This window comes from Flavobacterium sp. 270 (assembly GCF_004368785.1).
Taxonomy (GTDB): Bacteria; Bacteroidota; Bacteroidia; order Flavobacteriales; family Flavobacteriaceae; genus Flavobacterium.
On the sequence record NZ_SODM01000002.1, the window covers coordinates 1 to 18,939 of the forward strand.

Here is an 18,939-nt window from a genome sequence, read left to right on the forward strand (position 1 = left end):
GCGCTGTACCATTTAATTCCTGTTCCTGATGGAAGAAGATCACTTACCTTTTTAGCATCAGCCGAGCAGAATGTCTGCGCCGAAGCCGCCGGTGCTGACGGCGTAGTATTCACCGTTACACTAACTGAAGTTCTTGTGCTCTCGCATCCGTTTGTAGTCTGGCTTACAAAATAAGTACCTGTAGCCAATACCTCTGTGCCTGCATATAAAGTACCGCCTGTTGATGCGCTGTACCATTTGATTCCTGTTCCTGATGGAAGAAGATCACTTACCTTTTTAGCATCAGCCGAGCAGAATGTCTGCGCTGAAGCTGTCGGTGCTGATGGAATGCTGTTAACCGTTACTGCAGTCACAGCTGAAGATATACTTTTACATCCTGAAGCTTCACTAACCTGAACACTATAATTTCCTGAAGCTGTTACCGTGATAGACTGTGTAGTAGCTCCATTTGACCATAAATAGTTATAGCCATTGCTTGAAGTAAGAGTTACACTTCCTCCTGTACAGAATGTTGTTGCACCGCCTGCAGTAATTGTAGGCTGTCCTGGAGTTGGGTTAACTGTTACCGCTACTAAAGTTCTCGAACTCTCGCAGCTATTTAGCGTCTGACTTACATAATAATTTCCTGATGCAAGGGTTTCTGTCCCTCCATATAAGGTACCTCCTGTAGAAGCATTATACCATTTATATCCTGATCCGTTTGGACTCAGGTCGCTTACCTTTTTATTATCCGAAGAACAAAAAGTCTGCGCTGATGCTGTTGGTGCAGCTATATTGTTTACTGTAACTGATACTAAAGTTCTTAAACTTTCGCAGCTATTTAGAGTTTGACTTACATAATAATTACCTGAAGATAATGTCTCAGTTCCTGTATAAAGAGATCCGCCTGTATTAGCTGTATACCATTTTAAAGCCGTACCTGTCGCAGCTAGATCACTAACCTTTTTATTATCAGCAGCACAAAATGATTGAGAAGAAGCAGTTGGGGCAACAGTGTTGTTTACTGTAACAGAAACTGATCTTCTTGTACTTTCTCCACAGCTATTACTCTGACTTACATAATAAGTTCCTGTTGTAAGGGTTTCTGTACCTGTGTATAAGGTTCCTGCTGTTGAAGCATTATACCATTTTAAACTAGTTCCTGTGGCAGTTAAATCACTTACTTTTTTAGCGTCAGCAAAGCAAAATGCCTGTGATGAAGCTGTTGGTGCTGCCGGAATTGTATTAATAGTTACTACAACTAAGGTTCTTGCGCTTTCTCCACAACTATTAGCTGTCTGACTTACATAATAATTACCAGATACAAGATTCTCAGATCCGTTATATAAAGTGCCACCTGATGACGCATTGTACCATTTGTATGTTGGTCCGTTTGGACTTAAGTCGCTTACTTTTTTATTATCAGCAGCACAAAATGACTGAGCTGATGCTACAGGTGCTGAAGATGTAGAATTTACTGTTACAGATACTGAAGTTCTTGAACTTTCACATCCATTTGTGGTCTGGCTTACATAATACGTTCCTGTAACCAATGTTGCATTTACCGCATATTGTGTTCCGTTTGTTGAAGCATTATACCATTTTAAAGCGACTCCCGAAGCAACTAAATCACCAACTTTTTTATTTTCAGAAGAACAAAATGTTTGAGATGAAGCTGTTGGCGCTGCAGGTTTAAAAGTAACCACAGCTGGGGCTGATGCACTAGTTACACAACCCGAAGAACTTATTCTTTGTACTGTATAACTACCATCAGTAGTTACTGTAATTGTTTTAGATGTATCTCCTGTTGACCATAAATAGGTTCCACTACCCCCCGATGCAGTCAAAGTTACACTTCCTGTTGCACAGGTAGTGGCACCACCTATAGTGTTATTGCTTGATGGAAAATTAACTGTTACAACAACTGGTTTTATAAAAGTACATCCATCTGATGATACTGCTTTTATATAATAAGTACCTGCTGTAGAAACTGAAGATGGCGAAGACAAAGCAGTCGATGCATTAGAATTTGTCCAATATGAAAGTGTCAAATTTGAAGAACTTCCTGAAGTAATTGCCGGAACTGTTAAATCTACAGTTGACGGAGAGCAAACTGCCGCTGGATTTGTAACTACTAGATTCGCCACTTTTGGCGTAACTGCAGCACTGGCTGAATTATTTGCTGTATTAGTATCTATTGCATTTGGTAACGATGCTGTATTAGTATAGTTTCCAGATGAATTTACTGTAGCAACAATTTTTAATGTCATTGATGTTTGTGCTTCTACGTCACCAATAGTCCAGATACCAGTTCCTGAATCATAAACTCCTACTGATGGTGTTGAGCCAACGTAAGTATAACCAGAAGGAAGCAAATCATTTACTGAAACTCCCGAAACATTATTACCTCCTAAATTACTTACTTTAACTGTAAATTCTACATTAGATCCTAAACAAGGTGCAGCATTATCTACTGTTTTTGTAATTCCTAAATCTGTACATAATGTTACATTAACAGGTTTTGATTGAGTTTGGGTTCCACAAACTAAAGTAGAGCCTACTGAATAAGCTCCTGTTTTAGTAGCTGTATAAGTTGCTGAGTTAGCTCCAGTAATAGCAACTCCGTTATAATACCATTGATATGGTGCAAAACCTGCTGGTGTTGTTAATTCAGCTGTATTATTTGTACAGCCTCCACCTGAAATATAGGTTAAAGTTGGGTCTTCGGGCTGCGCTGCAAAATTTGAGAAAAATCCTGCCATAGAGAAACCCCCAGCCTGTTGTACAATCGAAACAGTCATTTTAGAGTTGCTCGCTATAGAAAGAACATCTGGACTTCCTATCTGTACACTATTAAAATTTATTATATACCAACCACTTGTACCTATTTGATAACGGGCACCAACACCAGATATGGTTGCAATATTAGTACCATTTACTGTTACAACATCTGTAGCACTTCTTAGAAGTATATATCCAAAATAATCTAATGTTCCTGAATTATAATTTCTAAATTTTGCGGTTTCAATAAAATTAGATCCTCCACATTCGGATACTGGTGCAATAGTTGAAATATCAACCTCACAGCCTTGAGCTGTTCCTGAATAAACAGCAACTCTTTTATCTGCAACAATACGAGATGCTGTAAAATTTGTGTTTGTAGAACCATTCACAAAAGTGTAAAAATTTCCTGCTTGCGCCAAAGTAACAGTATTGGTAGAGACAAGCGTCCCGGTAGTAGAGTAACCCTCTACTGTTACAACTGTATTGTCTTTTGTAGCCACAACGGTAGTTTGTTCAGCTGTACTGTTTCCAGTTCCTCTTTCCAAAAAATATTCTGTTCCTAAAACAGCTTCTGGAGGAACTTGATTATATGCACTATCTCCACAGCCATCCGGCGTATCTATTGCCGCACATGTATTCATCACAACAGGATTCGAAGATTCAACTAATGATCCAATATCTGCTTTAAACAAATAACTTTGACCTGAATTTAATGTAGTTGTAACAATACCATTAATTTTTATTGTCGTATTATCAGCAGTAGCCATAATACTATAAATAGGACGTTGATCTCCATAACCCCCAAAGTTTCCTAAAGAACCATTCCTGTAATAACCTATCCTAAATCTTATTCCTAGTCCTGCATCTCCAAAACCTGTCAATGCAGCATTTCCTTTAATATCTTTATCTACATCAGTACCTGCTAAAGCATCAGAAGCAACGTTTCTTAAATTAATAGCTACTGGAGCACTAGCTTTAACAATTAATCCTGCTCCTTTTAAAACAGTATTAAAAGCATATGCCTTAGTTGTATTTGGTACACCAGTAAATCTGTATACTGCGGGAGTTCCTTTAACTGCGGTTAAGTTAGTTACTAATGTCCCATCACTTTTAGACAGAACAATATTTACTGTGCTTGTAGAATTTGTCGCTATGACAATTTCATTAGCATCATTAAAATACTGCCAAGGAGCTGGCGCAATATAATGCTTGGTATAAAATTGAGCAGAAGCACTGAAAGTGATTAGTGAGAAAAAAGCAATAAGAAAGTTTAATCTAAAAAAATTAGATCGATTAAAAGTAATGTTACGCATAGACAGCTGAGATTTGTGGAACAGAAATATCAAAAGCCGACGAACCTGATGCGGTTTTCAGCTCATAGATGAAATACGAAAAAATAATGGGATTGGATTTTGCAAATTCAATAAAAATCTTAAAAAGATTTTTATAACAATTACATAGCATTTGGACCATAGTCATGATAGGTTCAAAGACACAAAATGTGTTTTAGGTTAATAGTAGTTTTGGAGCAGCGAAAATATGCAAAGCCCTAAAAACTAGCTACATTAGTCGATAAACTACCCATAAAAACGTTGAATAACACATTTTGACGACAAAAAAGCATTTTAGAAGTCGAAAACTATAGACATTTAACAACAAAAGTGTTAAAACGAGGTAAATTATTATTGACATCTTAAATTCTTACAAAATTTAATGCCAAATATTCAAAAAACACAAGGGTTTTCACGTGAGAAAATTACCCGTAAAAATAACTCAAAAGACTAAAATACAACCAATTAGACTAAAATTAAATTAACATTAATTTGATGTTATTTTAAAAAATTAATATTACGTTTTAGGCCTTCGAATTTTGTTCTTTTTATAGGTGAATTTTTAAAGACAACTCGAAAAGTTTCCTCGGTAATTTCAAGCCAATCTTTTTTAGAAAAAGAAAGTATTTCAGGATTTGGATTAAATAACGGTTCTGAATGTGGTTTAGAAAAACGATTCCAAGGACAGACATCTTGGCAGGTGTCACAGCCAAACATCCATTCATCAAATTTTCCTTTCATATCGTAAGGAATATTTTCTTTTAATTCGATGGTGTAATATGAAATACATTTACTTCCATCTACAACATAAGGTGCAACAATTGCTTGCGTAGGACAAGCATCAATACATGCGGTACAGGAGCCGCAGTGATCGCTTACAGCATGATCATATTCTAAATCTAAGTCTATAATAAGTTCGGCAATAAAATAAAAAGAACCCACTTTCTGCGTTAAGAGATTACTATTTTTACCAATCCATCCTAAACCACTTTTAGCAGCCCAAGCTTTATCTAAAACTGGAGCAGAATCTACAAAAGCGCGACCAGAAACATCACCTATGTTTTCCTGAATTGAATGCAGAAATTCTTTTAATTTTTCTTTAATTACAAAGTGATAATCCTGACCATAAGCATATTTTGAGATCTTGAAACTTTCATCATTTTGAGATACATCAGGATAATAATTAAGCAGAAGAGATACAACACTTTTAGCATCATCAACTAATAATGTTGGATCTAAACGTTTATCAAAATGGTTTTCCATGTATGCCATTTGGCCATTGCGATTATTCTTTAACCAATTCTCAAGTCTCGGTGCTTCTTGCTCTAGAAAACCAGCTTTAGAAACACCACAAGAAAGAAAGCCGAGTCTTTTAGATTCGGCTTTTATAAATTGCGTGTATTTTTCCTTATTAGTCAAACTATTTATTGTGATTTTTAACCCATGAGGCAATATCAGATATATTTTGAATTTCCGTATCAGGTGAATTCATTCCTACATCATGTCCTTTACCTGGCCTAATAATCAAATTAGACTCTATACCCTTGTTTTTTAATTCTTTATAGAGATTTTGAGACTGGCTTACATTTACAAGCGGATCAGCATCTCCATGTATCAATAATGTTGGAGTATTTGTTATATTGTTAAATGGACTTATAGCGGTAAATGCGGCATTGTCTCCATTTTCATTCAGCTTTGCTCCCGCTAGTTTTTCAATGATATCAATATGTCCATTCTTTTTAATAAAATCTAGTGATTCTAAAGAATCTAATCTTGATGGCGCACAAAGAGCAGTTATAGATTTCATGTTTTTCTTAGTGTAACCATAAAGCAAAGCTAAATGTGCTCCTGCACTAATTCCAACAATATGATAACCACTTTTAGCAAAACCATATTTGTTTGAAACATTAGACACATATCCTACAGCATCATCAATATCAGATAATAAATCTTTAGCCGATATTTTATCTGTTACATAGCGATAATCTACATTTGCTACCACAAACCCAAGATTCGAAATATCTTGTGCATGTTTACTTGTATATTCTAAACCACCCATAGACCACGCTCCCCCATGAAGTAATATTATTACCGGTGCATTATTTAAATTTCCATCAGGCAAATAAAGATCCAATACTTGTTGCGATGATTTTCCATAGGAAAGATGTTGCACCGTTTTAGCTTGCGCTAAAGAGCAAAAGTGAATCAGAAATAAAAAAAAGGTTAATTGTTTCATATCTTATTCGAATAAACCGCCTTGAATATTTGTGTTTATTTTTCCTAAATGTTTATAAGCTTTATCGGTAACTTCTCTACCTCTAGGAGTTCTCATAATAAAACCTTCTTGAATTAAAAAAGGTTCATAAACTTCTTCAATAGTTTCACTACTTTCACTCACAGCTGTTGCTAAAGTAGAAAGTCCAACCGGACCTCCTTTAAACTTACTGATAATAGTAAGCAAAATTTTATTATCCATTTCATCAAGACCATGTGCATCAACATTTAATGCTTTTAAAGCATATCGAGCAATCTCTAAATCGATAGTTCCATTTCCTTTAATTTGTGCAAAATCACGAACTCTACGCAATAAAGCATTTGCGATACGAGGTGTACCTCTGCTTCGTCCTGCAATTTCAATAGCAGCGTCAAGAGCAATTGGCATTTTTAATATAGAAGCACTACGCTCAACAATTGTCGTTAAGAGTTCAGTAGTATAATATTGTAAACGAGAAGAAATACCAAAACGAGCCCGCATAGGTGCAGTTAATAATCCTGATCGCGTTGTAGCTCCAATTAAGGTAAAAGGATTTAAATTGATTTGCACCGTTCTTGCGTTCGGTCCAGATTCAATCATAATATCAATTTTAAAATCCTCCATTGCAGAATATAAATATTCTTCTACGATAGGGCTTAAACGGTGAATTTCATCAATGAATAAAACATCTCTTTCGTCCAGATTGGTAAGTAAGCCAGCTAAATCGCCAGGTTTATCAAGAACAGGACCAGAAGTAATCTTTATTCCAACTTGAAGTTCATTAGCCAAGATATTAGCCAAAGTAGTTTTTCCTAATCCAGGAGGGCCATGAAACAAAGCATGATCCAATGCCTCGCCACGCTGATTCGCTGCAGCAACAAATACTTTTAAGTTTTCTAAGACTTGGTCTTGTCCTGCAAAATCATCAAATGAAAGAGGCCGAAGTCTTTTTTCAAGATCTAATTCTTCTGAGTTGTATCCGTTTGTAGTAGGATCTAAGTTTTCATTCATTTTACAAAGATATACAAAGTAATCAGTTTGTAAAACAGTAATGTGGTACAGAAAGAATTTTAACTAAGCAAAAAAGGCTGTCCAAATTGGACAGCCTTTTAAATATATTTTAGTGGTGTAAAACTTCTTCACCTTCTTTCATTGGTACATTTTGAGGAACAAAATCTACATCGTGATTCGGGTTACTGTAGTCATACGGCCAACGGTATACGTGAGGGATTTCACCTGGCCAGTTACCGTGAATATGTTCTACTGGAGTAGTCCACTCTAATGTTGTAGATCTCCATGGATTTTGTACTGCTTTTTTACCGTAGAAAATACTGCTAAAGAAGTTATACAAGAATACCAATTGGAAAGCACCTCCAACAAGAGCAAATGTTGTAATCAAAACATTCACATTTTGTAAATCATCAAATAATGGGAAGTTTGTATTTGTATAATAACGTCTTGGTAAACCAGCTAATCCAATAAAGTGCATTGGGAAGAAAACTCCGTAAGCGCAAACTGCTGTTACCCAGAAGTGAATATAACCTAAGTTTTTATTTAACATTCTTCCGTACATTTTAGGGAACCAGTGGTAAATACCAGCAAACATTCCGTAAAGTGCAGAGATACCCATTACTAAGTGAAAGTGAGCAATTACAAAGTAAGTATCGTGAACGTTAATATCTAAAGTACTATCTCCTAAAATGATACCTGTTAAACCTCCAGTGATGAAAGTAGAAACCATTCCGATAGAAAATAACATTGCAGGGTTAAATTGTAAGTTACCTTTCCATAAAGTCGTAATCCAGTTAAATGCTTTTACAGCAGATGGAATTGCAATTAATAAAGTAGTAAATGTAAATACAGATCCTAAGAAAGGATTCATACCTGAAATAAACATGTGGTGACCCCAAACAATTGTAGATAAAAATGCAATTGCAAGAACAGACATAATCATCGCTCTGTATCCAAAGATTGGTTTACGAGAGTTCGTAGCCATAATTTCAGAAACCAGACCCATTGCAGGTAAGATTACGATATAAACCTCAGGGTGACCTAAGAACCAAAATAAGTGTTCAAACAATACAGGAGAACCACCTTGGTAATGTAAAACTTCTCCAGCTATATAAATATCAGACAAGAAGAATGAAGTACCAAAACTTCTATCAAAAATTAATAATAACGCAGCAGATAATAATACCGGGAATGAAATAACACCAATAATAGCTGTTACGAAAAATGTCCAGATAGTAAGAGGAAGTCTAGTCATAGACATTCCTTTAGTTCTTAAATTGATAACAGTAACGATATAGTTCAAAGATCCCATTAATGAAGATGCAATGAAAATAGCCATTGAAACTAACCATAAAGTCATACCTGTTCCAGATCCTGGAATTGCTTGTGGTAAAGCACTTAATGGAGGATAAATTGTCCAACCTGCAGAAGCTGGTCCAGCTTCAACAAATAAAGAACTTAACATAATTACAGCAGATAAGAAAAACAACCAGTATGAAATCATGTTCATAAACCCAGAAGCCATATCTCTAGCTCCAATTTGAAGCGGAATAAGTAAGTTACTAAACGTTCCACTCAAACCGGCCGTCAGTACAAAGAATACCATTATGGTACCGTGAATTGTAACTAAAGCCAGATAAATATCATTTGCCATTACACCATCAGGTGCAAATTTGTCTCCTAATAAAACATTGAAGATTTTGAAAGACTCTTCCGGCCATGCCAATTGCATTCTGAAAAGCAAAGACATTGCAATACCAATAATTCCCATAACAATACCTGTAATTAAGTATTGTTTAGCAATCATTTTGTGATCAATACTAAATATATATTTGGTAATGAAAGTGTCCTTATGGTGATGTTCGTGCTCGTGATCGTGTTCGTGTCCGTGATCGTGTGCTTCTGCTGACATATATGTATACTTTAAATTTTCTTAATAATATTATTATTTCATTGCAACTTTAGCTACAACAGCTTTAACAGTGTCAATAACTGCTTTAACAGTATCTTGTACAGCACTATCTTTAGTAGTAGCTTTACCTTCTTCAGCTGGTTTTTCAGTAGCAGCTGCAGCTTTAATATCTTGAGCTAAAGTAGTTTTTTCGCTTAACCATTTTTTATAATCTTCAGGAGTATCTACAACTACTTTCATTTGCATGTTGTAATGAGAAGCTCCACAAATTTTGTTACATAATAATAAATAGTCAAAAGTATAAGGATCTAAAGCTGTACCACCTTTAGCAACTAACTCAACACTTTTTTCTGCTCTAAGTTTATTAATGTTTGAAACTTTTTCAACCATAAATGGCAATTCTCTATATTCTGCAGTTGTGTAAGTTGGAACGAAAGCAAATTCAGTAACCATACCTGGAACACAGTTCATCTGCGCTCTAAAGTGAGGCATATAAGCTGAGTGCAGAACGTCTTGAGAACGCATTTTGAAATGTATTTTTTTCCCTTTTGGAATATGTAATTCAGAAACTACGATATCATCTTGCGCATTAGGATCTGACATATCAACTCCTAAAGTATTGATACCTTCAATTAAACGAACGTTAGCTTTTCCTAAAACATTATCTTGACCAGCATATCTAGCCGTCCATTTAAATTGCTGAGCATATAATTCAATTTCGATTACATCTTCATCTTTATCAACAAACATAATGTTGTTCCAAGCGTACAATCCATAAAGAATCAAACAAGCTAAAACTACAGATGGAATAATACTCCAGATTGCTTCTAATTTATTACTGTCAGCAAAGAATAATGCTTTTCTATCTTTATTACCTCTATTTTTAAAAGAAAACCAATATAATAAACCTTGAGTAATAAATTGAACTATGAAGATCAAAACCCAAGTAATATTCATTAAACTATCTACTAAAAGACCATGCTCAGAAGCAGGAGTATGAAGCGCTAAATTACCCCATTTTAGTAGACCGTAAATAGTAAATATATATATGAAAGCTAAAAAGCCAAACATAACATATCCTTGAATATTATTATCATTATCTGATGCAACTTGAGAATCGTCCGAAGAAGATCCTACTTGAGTAAGATCAAATATCTTGGTCAATTGCCATAATGCAACTGCTAATAAAACTACAACTATAATTACCAACAAACTTGTCATCTGTTTATTTCTTTAAATATTAATAATGAAAATGTTTACTTTCTTCTATGAAAGGATTTCTTTTTGCTAACAGAGGAGCTTTAGTTAATGCAGTAAATACAACAAAAATAAATAAACCTAAGAAGAAAAGAATAGATGCAATTTCAGGAACTCCAATAAACCATTTATCTCCAACAGTACCAGGCATAATCATATTAAAGAAATCAACATAATGACCTAATAAAATTACAACACCAGCCATTACAATAATCCAATTAAGACGTTTGAAATCAGTATTAATTAAAATCAATAAAGGGAAAACAAAGTTCATAACAACAGCTCCAAAGAATGGAAGGTTATATAATTGAATTCTTGTTATAAAATAAGTAACCTCTTCCGGAATATTAGCATACCAAATCAACATAAATTGAGAGAACCATAAGTAAGTCCAGAAAATACTAATACCGAACATAAATTTAGCTAAATCGTGAATGTGGCTTGTATTTACGAAATCTAAATATCCTTTTGATTTTAAGTATACAGTAACTAAAGCAATAGCAGTAATACCACTTACAAAGAAAGAAGCAAATACATACCATCCAAATAAAGTACTGAACCAGTGTGGATCAAATGACATAATCCAATCCCAAGACATAATAGACTCAGAAACTATGAAAAACACTAAAAATCCAGCAGTTTGTTTGAAATTCTTTTTATAATTTAAATCATCATTAGCATCATCTTGAGCTAAACAATTTTTTCTAGTAGCATAATTATATAAATTCCACCCTAATAAAAACACTGCAGCTCTAACAATCCAGAAAGGAAAGTTTAAGTATCCAGATTTACCAGCAATGATAGCATCATAATTTGCATTTTTAGGGTCTGTAACCCCTTCTCCTAACCATACAAAAATATGATTAAAATGAAGTCCACATAATACTAAAATTATAAAAAAGATTAAAGAACCAACAGGTAAGTAAGCAGTAATACCCTGCATAACTCTAAACAAAACTGGAGACCAGCCTGCTTGCGCAACATGTTGAATAGCATAGAATGCTAAAACTCCCATAGAAAGAAGCAAGAAGAAAATACAAGCAACATATAATGCAGACCAAGGCTTATTTTGCAATTGGTGCAATACGTGATTTAAATGCTCTTCTTTTTCCTTAGAAGCGCTTACTTCTGCATGCTCGGCACCTTTGTGTTCTTCATAAGAAGCTACAGCACCTTCATGATGTTCTGCAGTTGTATGAGAAGCTTCAGCAGCTTCTCCATGTGCAGCACCATGAGATCCATGACCATCTGCTTCTAGAATTTTTTCAACTTCTTGAATATTTTTAGGTGCACTTAAAAAACCATATCCAATCCCTAATAAACCCAAAGCCATTAGGATGATAGAAAAAGTTTTTAATTTACTTGAAAATGTATACATATCTATTACGATCAGTTTTGTTCAACAATTATAATTGGCTTTTTAGTTTCAGAACATAGTCAGCAACTAACCAACGTTCGTGAGCACTTAATTGATTTGCGTGCGAACCCATTGCATTTAAACCATAAGTCTCAACATGAAAGATACTTCCTTCTGTGATATCTCTGTCTTTGTAGCTAGGTACTCCAAGAAATTTTTCTCTTTCAACCAATTTACCTTTACCGTTTCCAGCTGCACCATGACAACTAATACAGTAAATTTCGAAAAGTTCTTTTCCTTTTCCAGAATTTCTCTCTATAGAATCCAAAGGTGATTTTGAATTGGCTTTTGCTAACTCATAACCCGCAGTTGAATTTTCATATTCGTAAGGTTCAAAACCTCTATTAATAGTTCCTACAACAGGAAGCTGTCCTTCTTTTCCTCCTTTAAATATTTTTGCCTCTGCGTAAGGTTCATAACCTACTGATTCATACATATTAGGAAAGTACTGATAGTTTGGTGCCGAATTATTGTGGCAAGAAGAAACTAAAATCGTTATACCAACTAAAAGTGTTATTTTATATATCCTTTTCATAGCTACAATTAATTCTTTTCAATTACTTTAACTTCAACTGCTCCTGTACCTTCGAAGAAAGAAATCAATTCTGCTTCGTTATTGTTTACGGCAACCTCCATTAAAAAGTGGTCATCTGTTGTTCTTACATCAGGATTTTCAGCTTGTTTAAATGGCCATAATCTACTTCTCATATAAAAAGTGATAACCATTAAGTGAGCAGCAAAAAATACAGTCATCTCAAACATAATTGGCACAAAAGAAGGCATATTCTGAATGAAACTAAAACTTGGTTTTCCACCGATATCTTGTGGCCAGTCATGAATCATAATATAACTCATCATGAAAGTTGCAAAAGAAATCCCAACACAACCATAAAGGAAAGCACAAATTGCTAATCTAGATGGTGCCAATCCCATAGCTTTATCCAAACCGTGAACAGGAAATGGAGTAAAAACTTCTTCGATATGATGATGTGCTGCTCTAGTTGATTTTACAGCATTCATCAAAACATCATCGTCATTATAAATGGCGTATATTACTTTATTACTCATGATGTGAATTTTTATTTTCTTTTCTTTCTCTAATATAATTATCTCCAGTTCCTTTCAAAATTGTTTTTACCTCTGCCTGAGCAATTACAGGGAATGTTCTAGAGTATAATAAAAACAACACGAAGAAGAAACCAATCGTCCCAATAAATATTCCAATATCAACAAAAGTTGGAGAGAACATTGTCCAAGAAGACGGAAGATAATCTCTATGCAAAGAAGTAACAATAATTACGAATCTTTCAAACCACATCCCGATGTTTACTACAATCGAAATAATAAATGAAAACATGATACTTGTTCTTAATTTTTTAAACCACATAAATTGTGGAGAGAAAACGTTACAAGTCATCATTGACCAATATGCCCACCAGTAAGGTCCAGTAGCTCTGTTTAAGAAAGCATATTGTTCATACTCTACACCTGAATACCAAGCTACAAATAACTCAGTGATGTAAGCAACCCCAACGATAGAACCTGTAATCATGATTACGATATTCATTAATTCGATGTGTTGAAGTGTAATATAAGCTTCTAAGTTAGAAACTTTTCTCATGATGATCAACAAAGTGTTTACCATTGCAAATCCAGAGAATACCGCTCCAGCAACGAAGTATGGAGGGAAGATTGTTGTATGCCATCCAGGAATTACCGAAGTAGCAAAGTCCATAGATACAATCGTATGTACTGAAAGTACAAGTGGTGTAGCTAAACCAGCAAGAACCAAAGATACTTCTTCAAAACGCTGCCAATCTTTTGCTCTACCACTCCATCCAAAACTTAGGATAGAATATACTCTTTTATTAAAAGGCGTTATTGCTCTATCACGTAGCATTGCAAAGTCAGGTAATAAACCAGTCCACCAGAAAACCAATGAAACTGAAAGATAAGTTGAAATTGCGAATACGTCCCATAGCAATGGTGAGTTAAAGTTTACCCATAAAGATCCAAATTGATTTGGAATAGGTAAAACCCAGTATGCTAACCATGGACGTCCCATGTGAATGATTGGGAATAAACCTGCCTGAACTACCGAGAAGATAGTCATAGCTTCTGCAGAACGGTTAATTGCCATTCTCCAACGTTGACGGAAAAGTAATAATACCGCTGAAATTAATGTTCCAGCGTGACCGATACCAACCCACCAAACGAAGTTAGTGATATCCCAAGCCCAACCAACTGTTTTATTTAATCCCCACGTTCCGATACCGGTAGATACGGTGTAAATAATACAACCTAATCCCCAAAGGAAGGCTATTAATGCAATAGAAAATACAATCCACCATTGCTTGTTTGCAGGTCCTTCAACAGGAGCAGCTACATCTACTGTTACATCGTGATAAGATTTATCACCTATAACTAAAGGTTTTCTAATGGGTGCTTCGTAATGAGACGACATAATCCTTTATATTGTTTCTTAATTAATAATTTTTTGTACTACGTATTTCTAACTTTAACATGGTAAACCACATTAGGTTTTGTTCCAACATGTTCTAATAAGTGGTATGATCTTTCATCGGCAGCTAATTTAGCTACTTTACTTTCTTTATCATTAACATCTCCAAATATCATTGCCCCAGAAGAACAAGCGCTAGAACAAGCTGTTTGGAATTCTCCATCAGCAACTGGACGTCCTTCATTTTTCGCTTTTAATTTTGTAGCCTGTGTCATTTGAATACACATAGAACATTTCTCCATAACTCCACGAGAACGAACATTTACGTCTGGATTTAATACCATACGACCTAAATCATCATTCATGTGATAGTCAAATTCACTGTTTTTGTTGTACAAGAACCAGTTGAAACGACGTACTTTATACGGACAGTTGTTTGCACAGTAACGAGTACCTACACATCTATTGTATGCCATGTGGTTTTGACCTTCACGACCGTGAGATGTTGCAGCAACAGGACAAACTGTTTCACATGGTGCATGGTTACAGTGTTGACACATTACCGGTTGGAAAGCTACTTGAGGATTGTCCCCAGGTTTTTCCATTTCGTTAAATGTAGACAATGAACTAGATAAACCAGCAATATTTTCTTTTCTTTCGTTATCTCCAGCAAAAGTACTTTCAGAAGAGTAATATCTGTCAATACGCAACCAGTGCATATCACGACTTCTTCTTACCTCTGCTTTACCTACAACAGGAACGTTGTTCTCTGCATGACAAGCAATAACACATGCTCCACATCCAGTACAAGCGTTTAAGTCAATAGACAGGTTAAAATGATGTCCTGTAGAACGATCAAATGACTCCCATAAATCTACTGTTGTAGCAGCAACTTCTTGGTGATCTAAAGATACCCTTGGTTGTTCGTTCCAATGTTCAGCATCTTTAGTATTAAAGATCTCTAAAGTAGTTTCTTTAATAATATCTCCTCTACCCATTAATGTTTTCTGACCTTGAACACAAGCAAACTCATGTACTCCATCAGCTTTCGCTAAAGAAACAGATTGAACACCATTAAAGTTTTTATATAAAGCGTAAGCATTTAAACCTACTTGCATTTCTTCTTTTAAAGCAGCTTTACGACCGTAACCAACAGCTAAACCAATTGTACCAACTGCTTGTCCTGGCTGAACAATTACTGGAACATTTTCTAATTTAGCACCGTCAGCAGTAGTAATAGTAACATAACTACCATTTAAACCACCATTTGCAACAATTTCGTTAGATAAACCAAGTTTTTTAGCATCTGCATTAGAAACTGTAACATAGTTATCCCAAGAAACTCTTGTGATTGGATCTGGAAACTCTTGTAACCAAGGGTTATTTGCTTGTTGTCCATCACCCATACCCGTTTTAGTATATAATACTAACTCGTAATCTCCTGTTGATTTTGATTTTGAAACTGCAGATGCTGCAGAAGCATGATCAAAAGAACCAGCAGTTAAAGCTGTAGAACCTATTACAAATACACCATCATGTAAAACCTTGTTCCATGTAGAACCTACTACTATACCTGCAGAACTAACTTTAAGATAATCGTAGAAAGATCCAGAAACTCCGTTTAATGATAATAAAACTTCCTGAAATTGTTTTGTATTGAATATCGGACGAATAGTTGGCTGTGTTAAACTATAAGTTCCTTTAGTGATCTCAACATCTCCCCAAGACTCTAAGTAATGAGGCGCAGGAGCAGCAACTGTAACAATTGATGCAGTTTCGTCTTCTTTTAAAGAAAAAGCAACTGATGTTTTCACTTTTTTCAATCCTGATACAAAAGAAGCAGAATCTGCTAATGTATAAACAGGATTAACTCCACTCATTATTAAAGTATGAACACTTCCAGCATTCATATCTTTTAATAACTGTGCAACAATTGCATTAGAACCTTTTCTAATTTGTCTTGTTCCTACAGTACTAAAAGACTCACTAGCTAAAATTTGATTAATAGCTAAAACTAATAATTGAGCATTTTTATCTTCAATTCCAGATACTAAAACTCCTTTTGAACCTGCTGCTTTTAATTGCTGAGCAGCTTTAACTACATCAGCTTTAAATTTAGCATCTAAAGAAGTTCCAACAGAAGCACCTGCAATAATATTGTAAATTTCAACTAAAGCTTGCTTTTGATTAGCAGTATTCATCGGAATACGCTTGTCAGCAGCAGCTCCAGATAATGTCATGTTTGATTCGAACTGAAAGTGACGAGACATTTTTCCGTTTTGCGGAATACGTCCTTGTGCATATCCACTATCGTATCCACCACCTTGCCAATCTCCTAAGAAATCAGCACCAACAGAAACAATTAAAGAAGCTTTTGAAAAATCATAATCAACTAAAGCTCTTTCACCGTAAGCTGCTTCAAATGCATCTAATGCTTCTGATGACGAAACTGCATCATAAACAACATGCTTTGCATTTGGGTTTTTCGCGATAAATTCAGCAATTAATCTTTCTGTAGATGGACTTGCTAAAGTATTTGTTAATAATACTATCTGTCCGCCTTTTGCTTTTGCATCAGCTACACTTGATTTAATTTTTAAATCAACAGCTGACCAGCTGCTATTTTTTCCATCCAATTTAGGTTCTTTCAAACGCATACTATCATATAATGATAAGATAGACGCATGAATTCTTGCATTGGCTGCAAACTTAGCTCCAGAAATAGTATTGTTTTCAATTTTAATTGGACGACCCTCACGAGTTTTTACTAAAAGGTTAGCAAAATCAAAACCATCAAAAACAGTTGTTGCATAATAATCTGCAACTCCAGGAATGATTTGTTCTGGTTGTAACACATAAGGGATAGACTTGTGAACAGGACCTTCGCAAGCAGCAAGTGTAACCGCTGCAGTACTAAACCCTACGTACTTTAAAAAGTCACGACGTGAAGTTCCAGATGAAGCTAAAGCATCTGCATTTCCTAAGAATTCTTCAGTAGGAATTTCTTCAACAAATTCGTTATTTCTAAGCGCCTCAACAATAGAACTATTTTCTAGTTCTTCAACACTTTTCCAGTATTTTTTGTTTGATGACATTGTATATAAATATTAAAATCTTAATAATTCGATTAATAGTGGCATTTACCGCATTCTAAACCTCCCATTTGCGCTGCAGTCAATTTTTCTACACCGTATTTTTTAGAAAGTTCAGCATGAATTTTATCATAATATGCATTTCCTTCCATCTTAACATCAGTTTTTCTATGGCAGTCAATACACCATCCCATTGTTAATTTAGAATATTGCTTCATGATTTCAAATTCCTGCACTGGACCGTGACAAGTTTGACATTCAATTCCAGCAACAGAAACGTGTTGTGAGTGATTGAAGTAAACAAAATCAGGCAAGTTGTGAATACGAACCCATTTTACAGGCTGCGTTTTTCCAGTATAAGCTTGTTTAGTTTTATCCCAACCAACAGCATCATATAATTTCTGGATTTGAGCATCGTAAAAAGCTTTGCTGTACTCAGCTGTAGCTGTAGTTTCAGCAACTTCAGAGATGTTTTTATGACAGTTCATACAAACATTTAATGAAGGAATACCAGCAGTTTTACTTACACGTGAAGCTGAGTGACAATATTTACAATTGATCTCGTTATCTCCTGCGTGAATTTTATGAGAATAATGAATTGGCTGAATTGGTTCGTAGTTTTGATCTACACCAACCTGCATTAAGTAAGCATATACAAAGTAACCACTTGCCAAAAGCAAAAAGATAGAAGTAACCAATACTAAAAATTGATTTTTAGCAAAAGCTTTCCAAATTGGCGTTCTAGCTTCTCTAGGAGCAACCTCAATACCATTTTTATTTGCAACTTTAGTTAAAACCTTGTTTACCATGATTAACATGACAACCAAAATAGCCATTACTAAAGCAAGAGCACCTAAAATAATATTATTTGAGATTCCACTTCCCTCTTGAACACCACCAGTTGGCAATGTAGCTGTACCTGGCGCAGGAGCTGCGTCTACTTTTACTTCAGAAGTATAAGCAATGATATTATCAATATCAGCTTCTGCTAATTGAGGAAAAGAAGTCATTACAGACTTATTATTTTCTTCAAAAAGTTTAACTGCAACAGCGTCTCCTGATTTAATTACTTCAGAACTGTTGTGCACCCACTTGTAAATCCAAGCCATTTCATGCTTAGCCGCAACTCCTCTTAAAGCAGGACCTGTTGATTTAGCATCTAATTTGTGACATGCAGCGCAATTTGCATTAAAAAGTTCTTTCCCTTTTACTGGATCACCACCCGCTGTTGCGGCTGGAGCAGCAGCTGCAGGTGCCGCAGGAGCTGCAGCATCTTGAGCAAATGAAGTTAGGGAGAAAATCAGCGTTAGCGATAAGCTAAGCATTAATTTTCTTGAGATCGAATTATGGTTACCCACCTTTTTCATATAGTATAATAATTATCTACTAATTTTTGGTATGATTTTTTCTGTAATAAACCAGTTAAAAATATATACCTTCT

At 35.1% G+C, this 18,939-nt stretch carries 11 protein-coding genes and 1 pseudogene; all 12 read right to left on the bottom strand.

Annotated elements, in window-relative coordinates:
- Positions 1 to 4,076 (bottom strand): annotated as a pseudogene (locus EV144_RS07365) (DUF11 domain-containing protein); the annotation flags it as partial.
- A 516-nt stretch (positions 4,077 to 4,592) separates the two neighbouring features.
- Positions 4,593 to 5,513: a tRNA epoxyqueuosine(34) reductase QueG gene (gene queG, locus EV144_RS07370; protein WP_134147588.1), complete on the bottom strand. Its 921-nt coding sequence runs from the start codon at positions 5,511 to 5,513 to the stop codon at positions 4,593 to 4,595.
- Position 5,514: 1 nt separating this feature from the next.
- Positions 5,515 to 6,330, bottom strand: a complete 816-nt coding sequence (locus EV144_RS07375) for an alpha/beta hydrolase (RefSeq protein ID WP_134147590.1) — start codon at positions 6,328 to 6,330, stop codon at positions 5,515 to 5,517.
- 3 nt (positions 6,331 to 6,333) lie between these two features.
- On the bottom strand, positions 6,334 to 7,359 hold the full coding sequence (gene ruvB, locus EV144_RS07380; RefSeq protein WP_134147592.1) for a Holliday junction branch migration DNA helicase RuvB: 1,026 nt from the start codon (positions 7,357 to 7,359) through the stop codon (positions 6,334 to 6,336).
- Positions 7,360 to 7,468: 109 nt separating this feature from the next.
- Complete coding sequence (locus tag EV144_RS07385) at positions 7,469 to 9,271, bottom strand: cbb3-type cytochrome c oxidase subunit I (RefSeq protein WP_134147594.1); 1,803 nt, start codon at positions 9,269 to 9,271, stop codon at positions 7,469 to 7,471.
- Between the two features lie 33 nt (positions 9,272 to 9,304).
- Positions 9,305 to 10,492 carry a cytochrome c oxidase subunit II gene (locus tag EV144_RS07390; RefSeq protein ID WP_134147596.1) on the bottom strand — a complete coding sequence of 396 codons (1,188 nt, stop codon included), beginning with the start codon at positions 10,490 to 10,492 and terminating at the stop codon, positions 9,305 to 9,307.
- Between the two features lie 19 nt (positions 10,493 to 10,511).
- Positions 10,512 to 11,906, bottom strand: a complete 1,395-nt coding sequence (locus EV144_RS07395) for a quinol:cytochrome C oxidoreductase (protein WP_134147598.1) — start codon at positions 11,904 to 11,906, stop codon at positions 10,512 to 10,514.
- A gap of 28 nt (positions 11,907 to 11,934) precedes the next feature.
- Positions 11,935 to 12,480: a c-type cytochrome gene (locus tag EV144_RS07400; protein ID WP_134147600.1), complete on the bottom strand. Its 546-nt coding sequence runs from the start codon at positions 12,478 to 12,480 to the stop codon at positions 11,935 to 11,937.
- 8 nt (positions 12,481 to 12,488) lie between these two features.
- Complete coding sequence (locus EV144_RS07405; protein WP_134147602.1) at positions 12,489 to 13,013, bottom strand: DUF3341 domain-containing protein; 525 nt, start codon at positions 13,011 to 13,013, stop codon at positions 12,489 to 12,491.
- Complete coding sequence (nrfD, locus tag EV144_RS07410) at positions 13,006 to 14,409, bottom strand: NrfD/PsrC family molybdoenzyme membrane anchor subunit (protein WP_134147604.1); 1,404 nt, start codon at positions 14,407 to 14,409, stop codon at positions 13,006 to 13,008. Before nrfD ends, EV144_RS07405 begins: the two co-directional genes overlap by 8 nt.
- Positions 14,410 to 14,447: 38 nt before the next feature.
- Positions 14,448 to 17,501 carry a TAT-variant-translocated molybdopterin oxidoreductase gene (locus EV144_RS07415; RefSeq protein WP_134147607.1) on the bottom strand — a complete coding sequence of 1,018 codons (3,054 nt, stop codon included), beginning with the start codon at positions 17,499 to 17,501 and terminating at the stop codon, positions 14,448 to 14,450.
- 32 nt (positions 17,502 to 17,533) lie between these two features.
- Positions 17,534 to 18,865 (bottom strand): c-type cytochrome, encoded by a 1,332-nt coding sequence (locus EV144_RS07420; RefSeq protein WP_134147609.1) that lies wholly within the window; start codon positions 18,863 to 18,865, stop codon positions 17,534 to 17,536.
- Between the last annotated feature and the right edge of the window lie 74 nt (positions 18,866 to 18,939).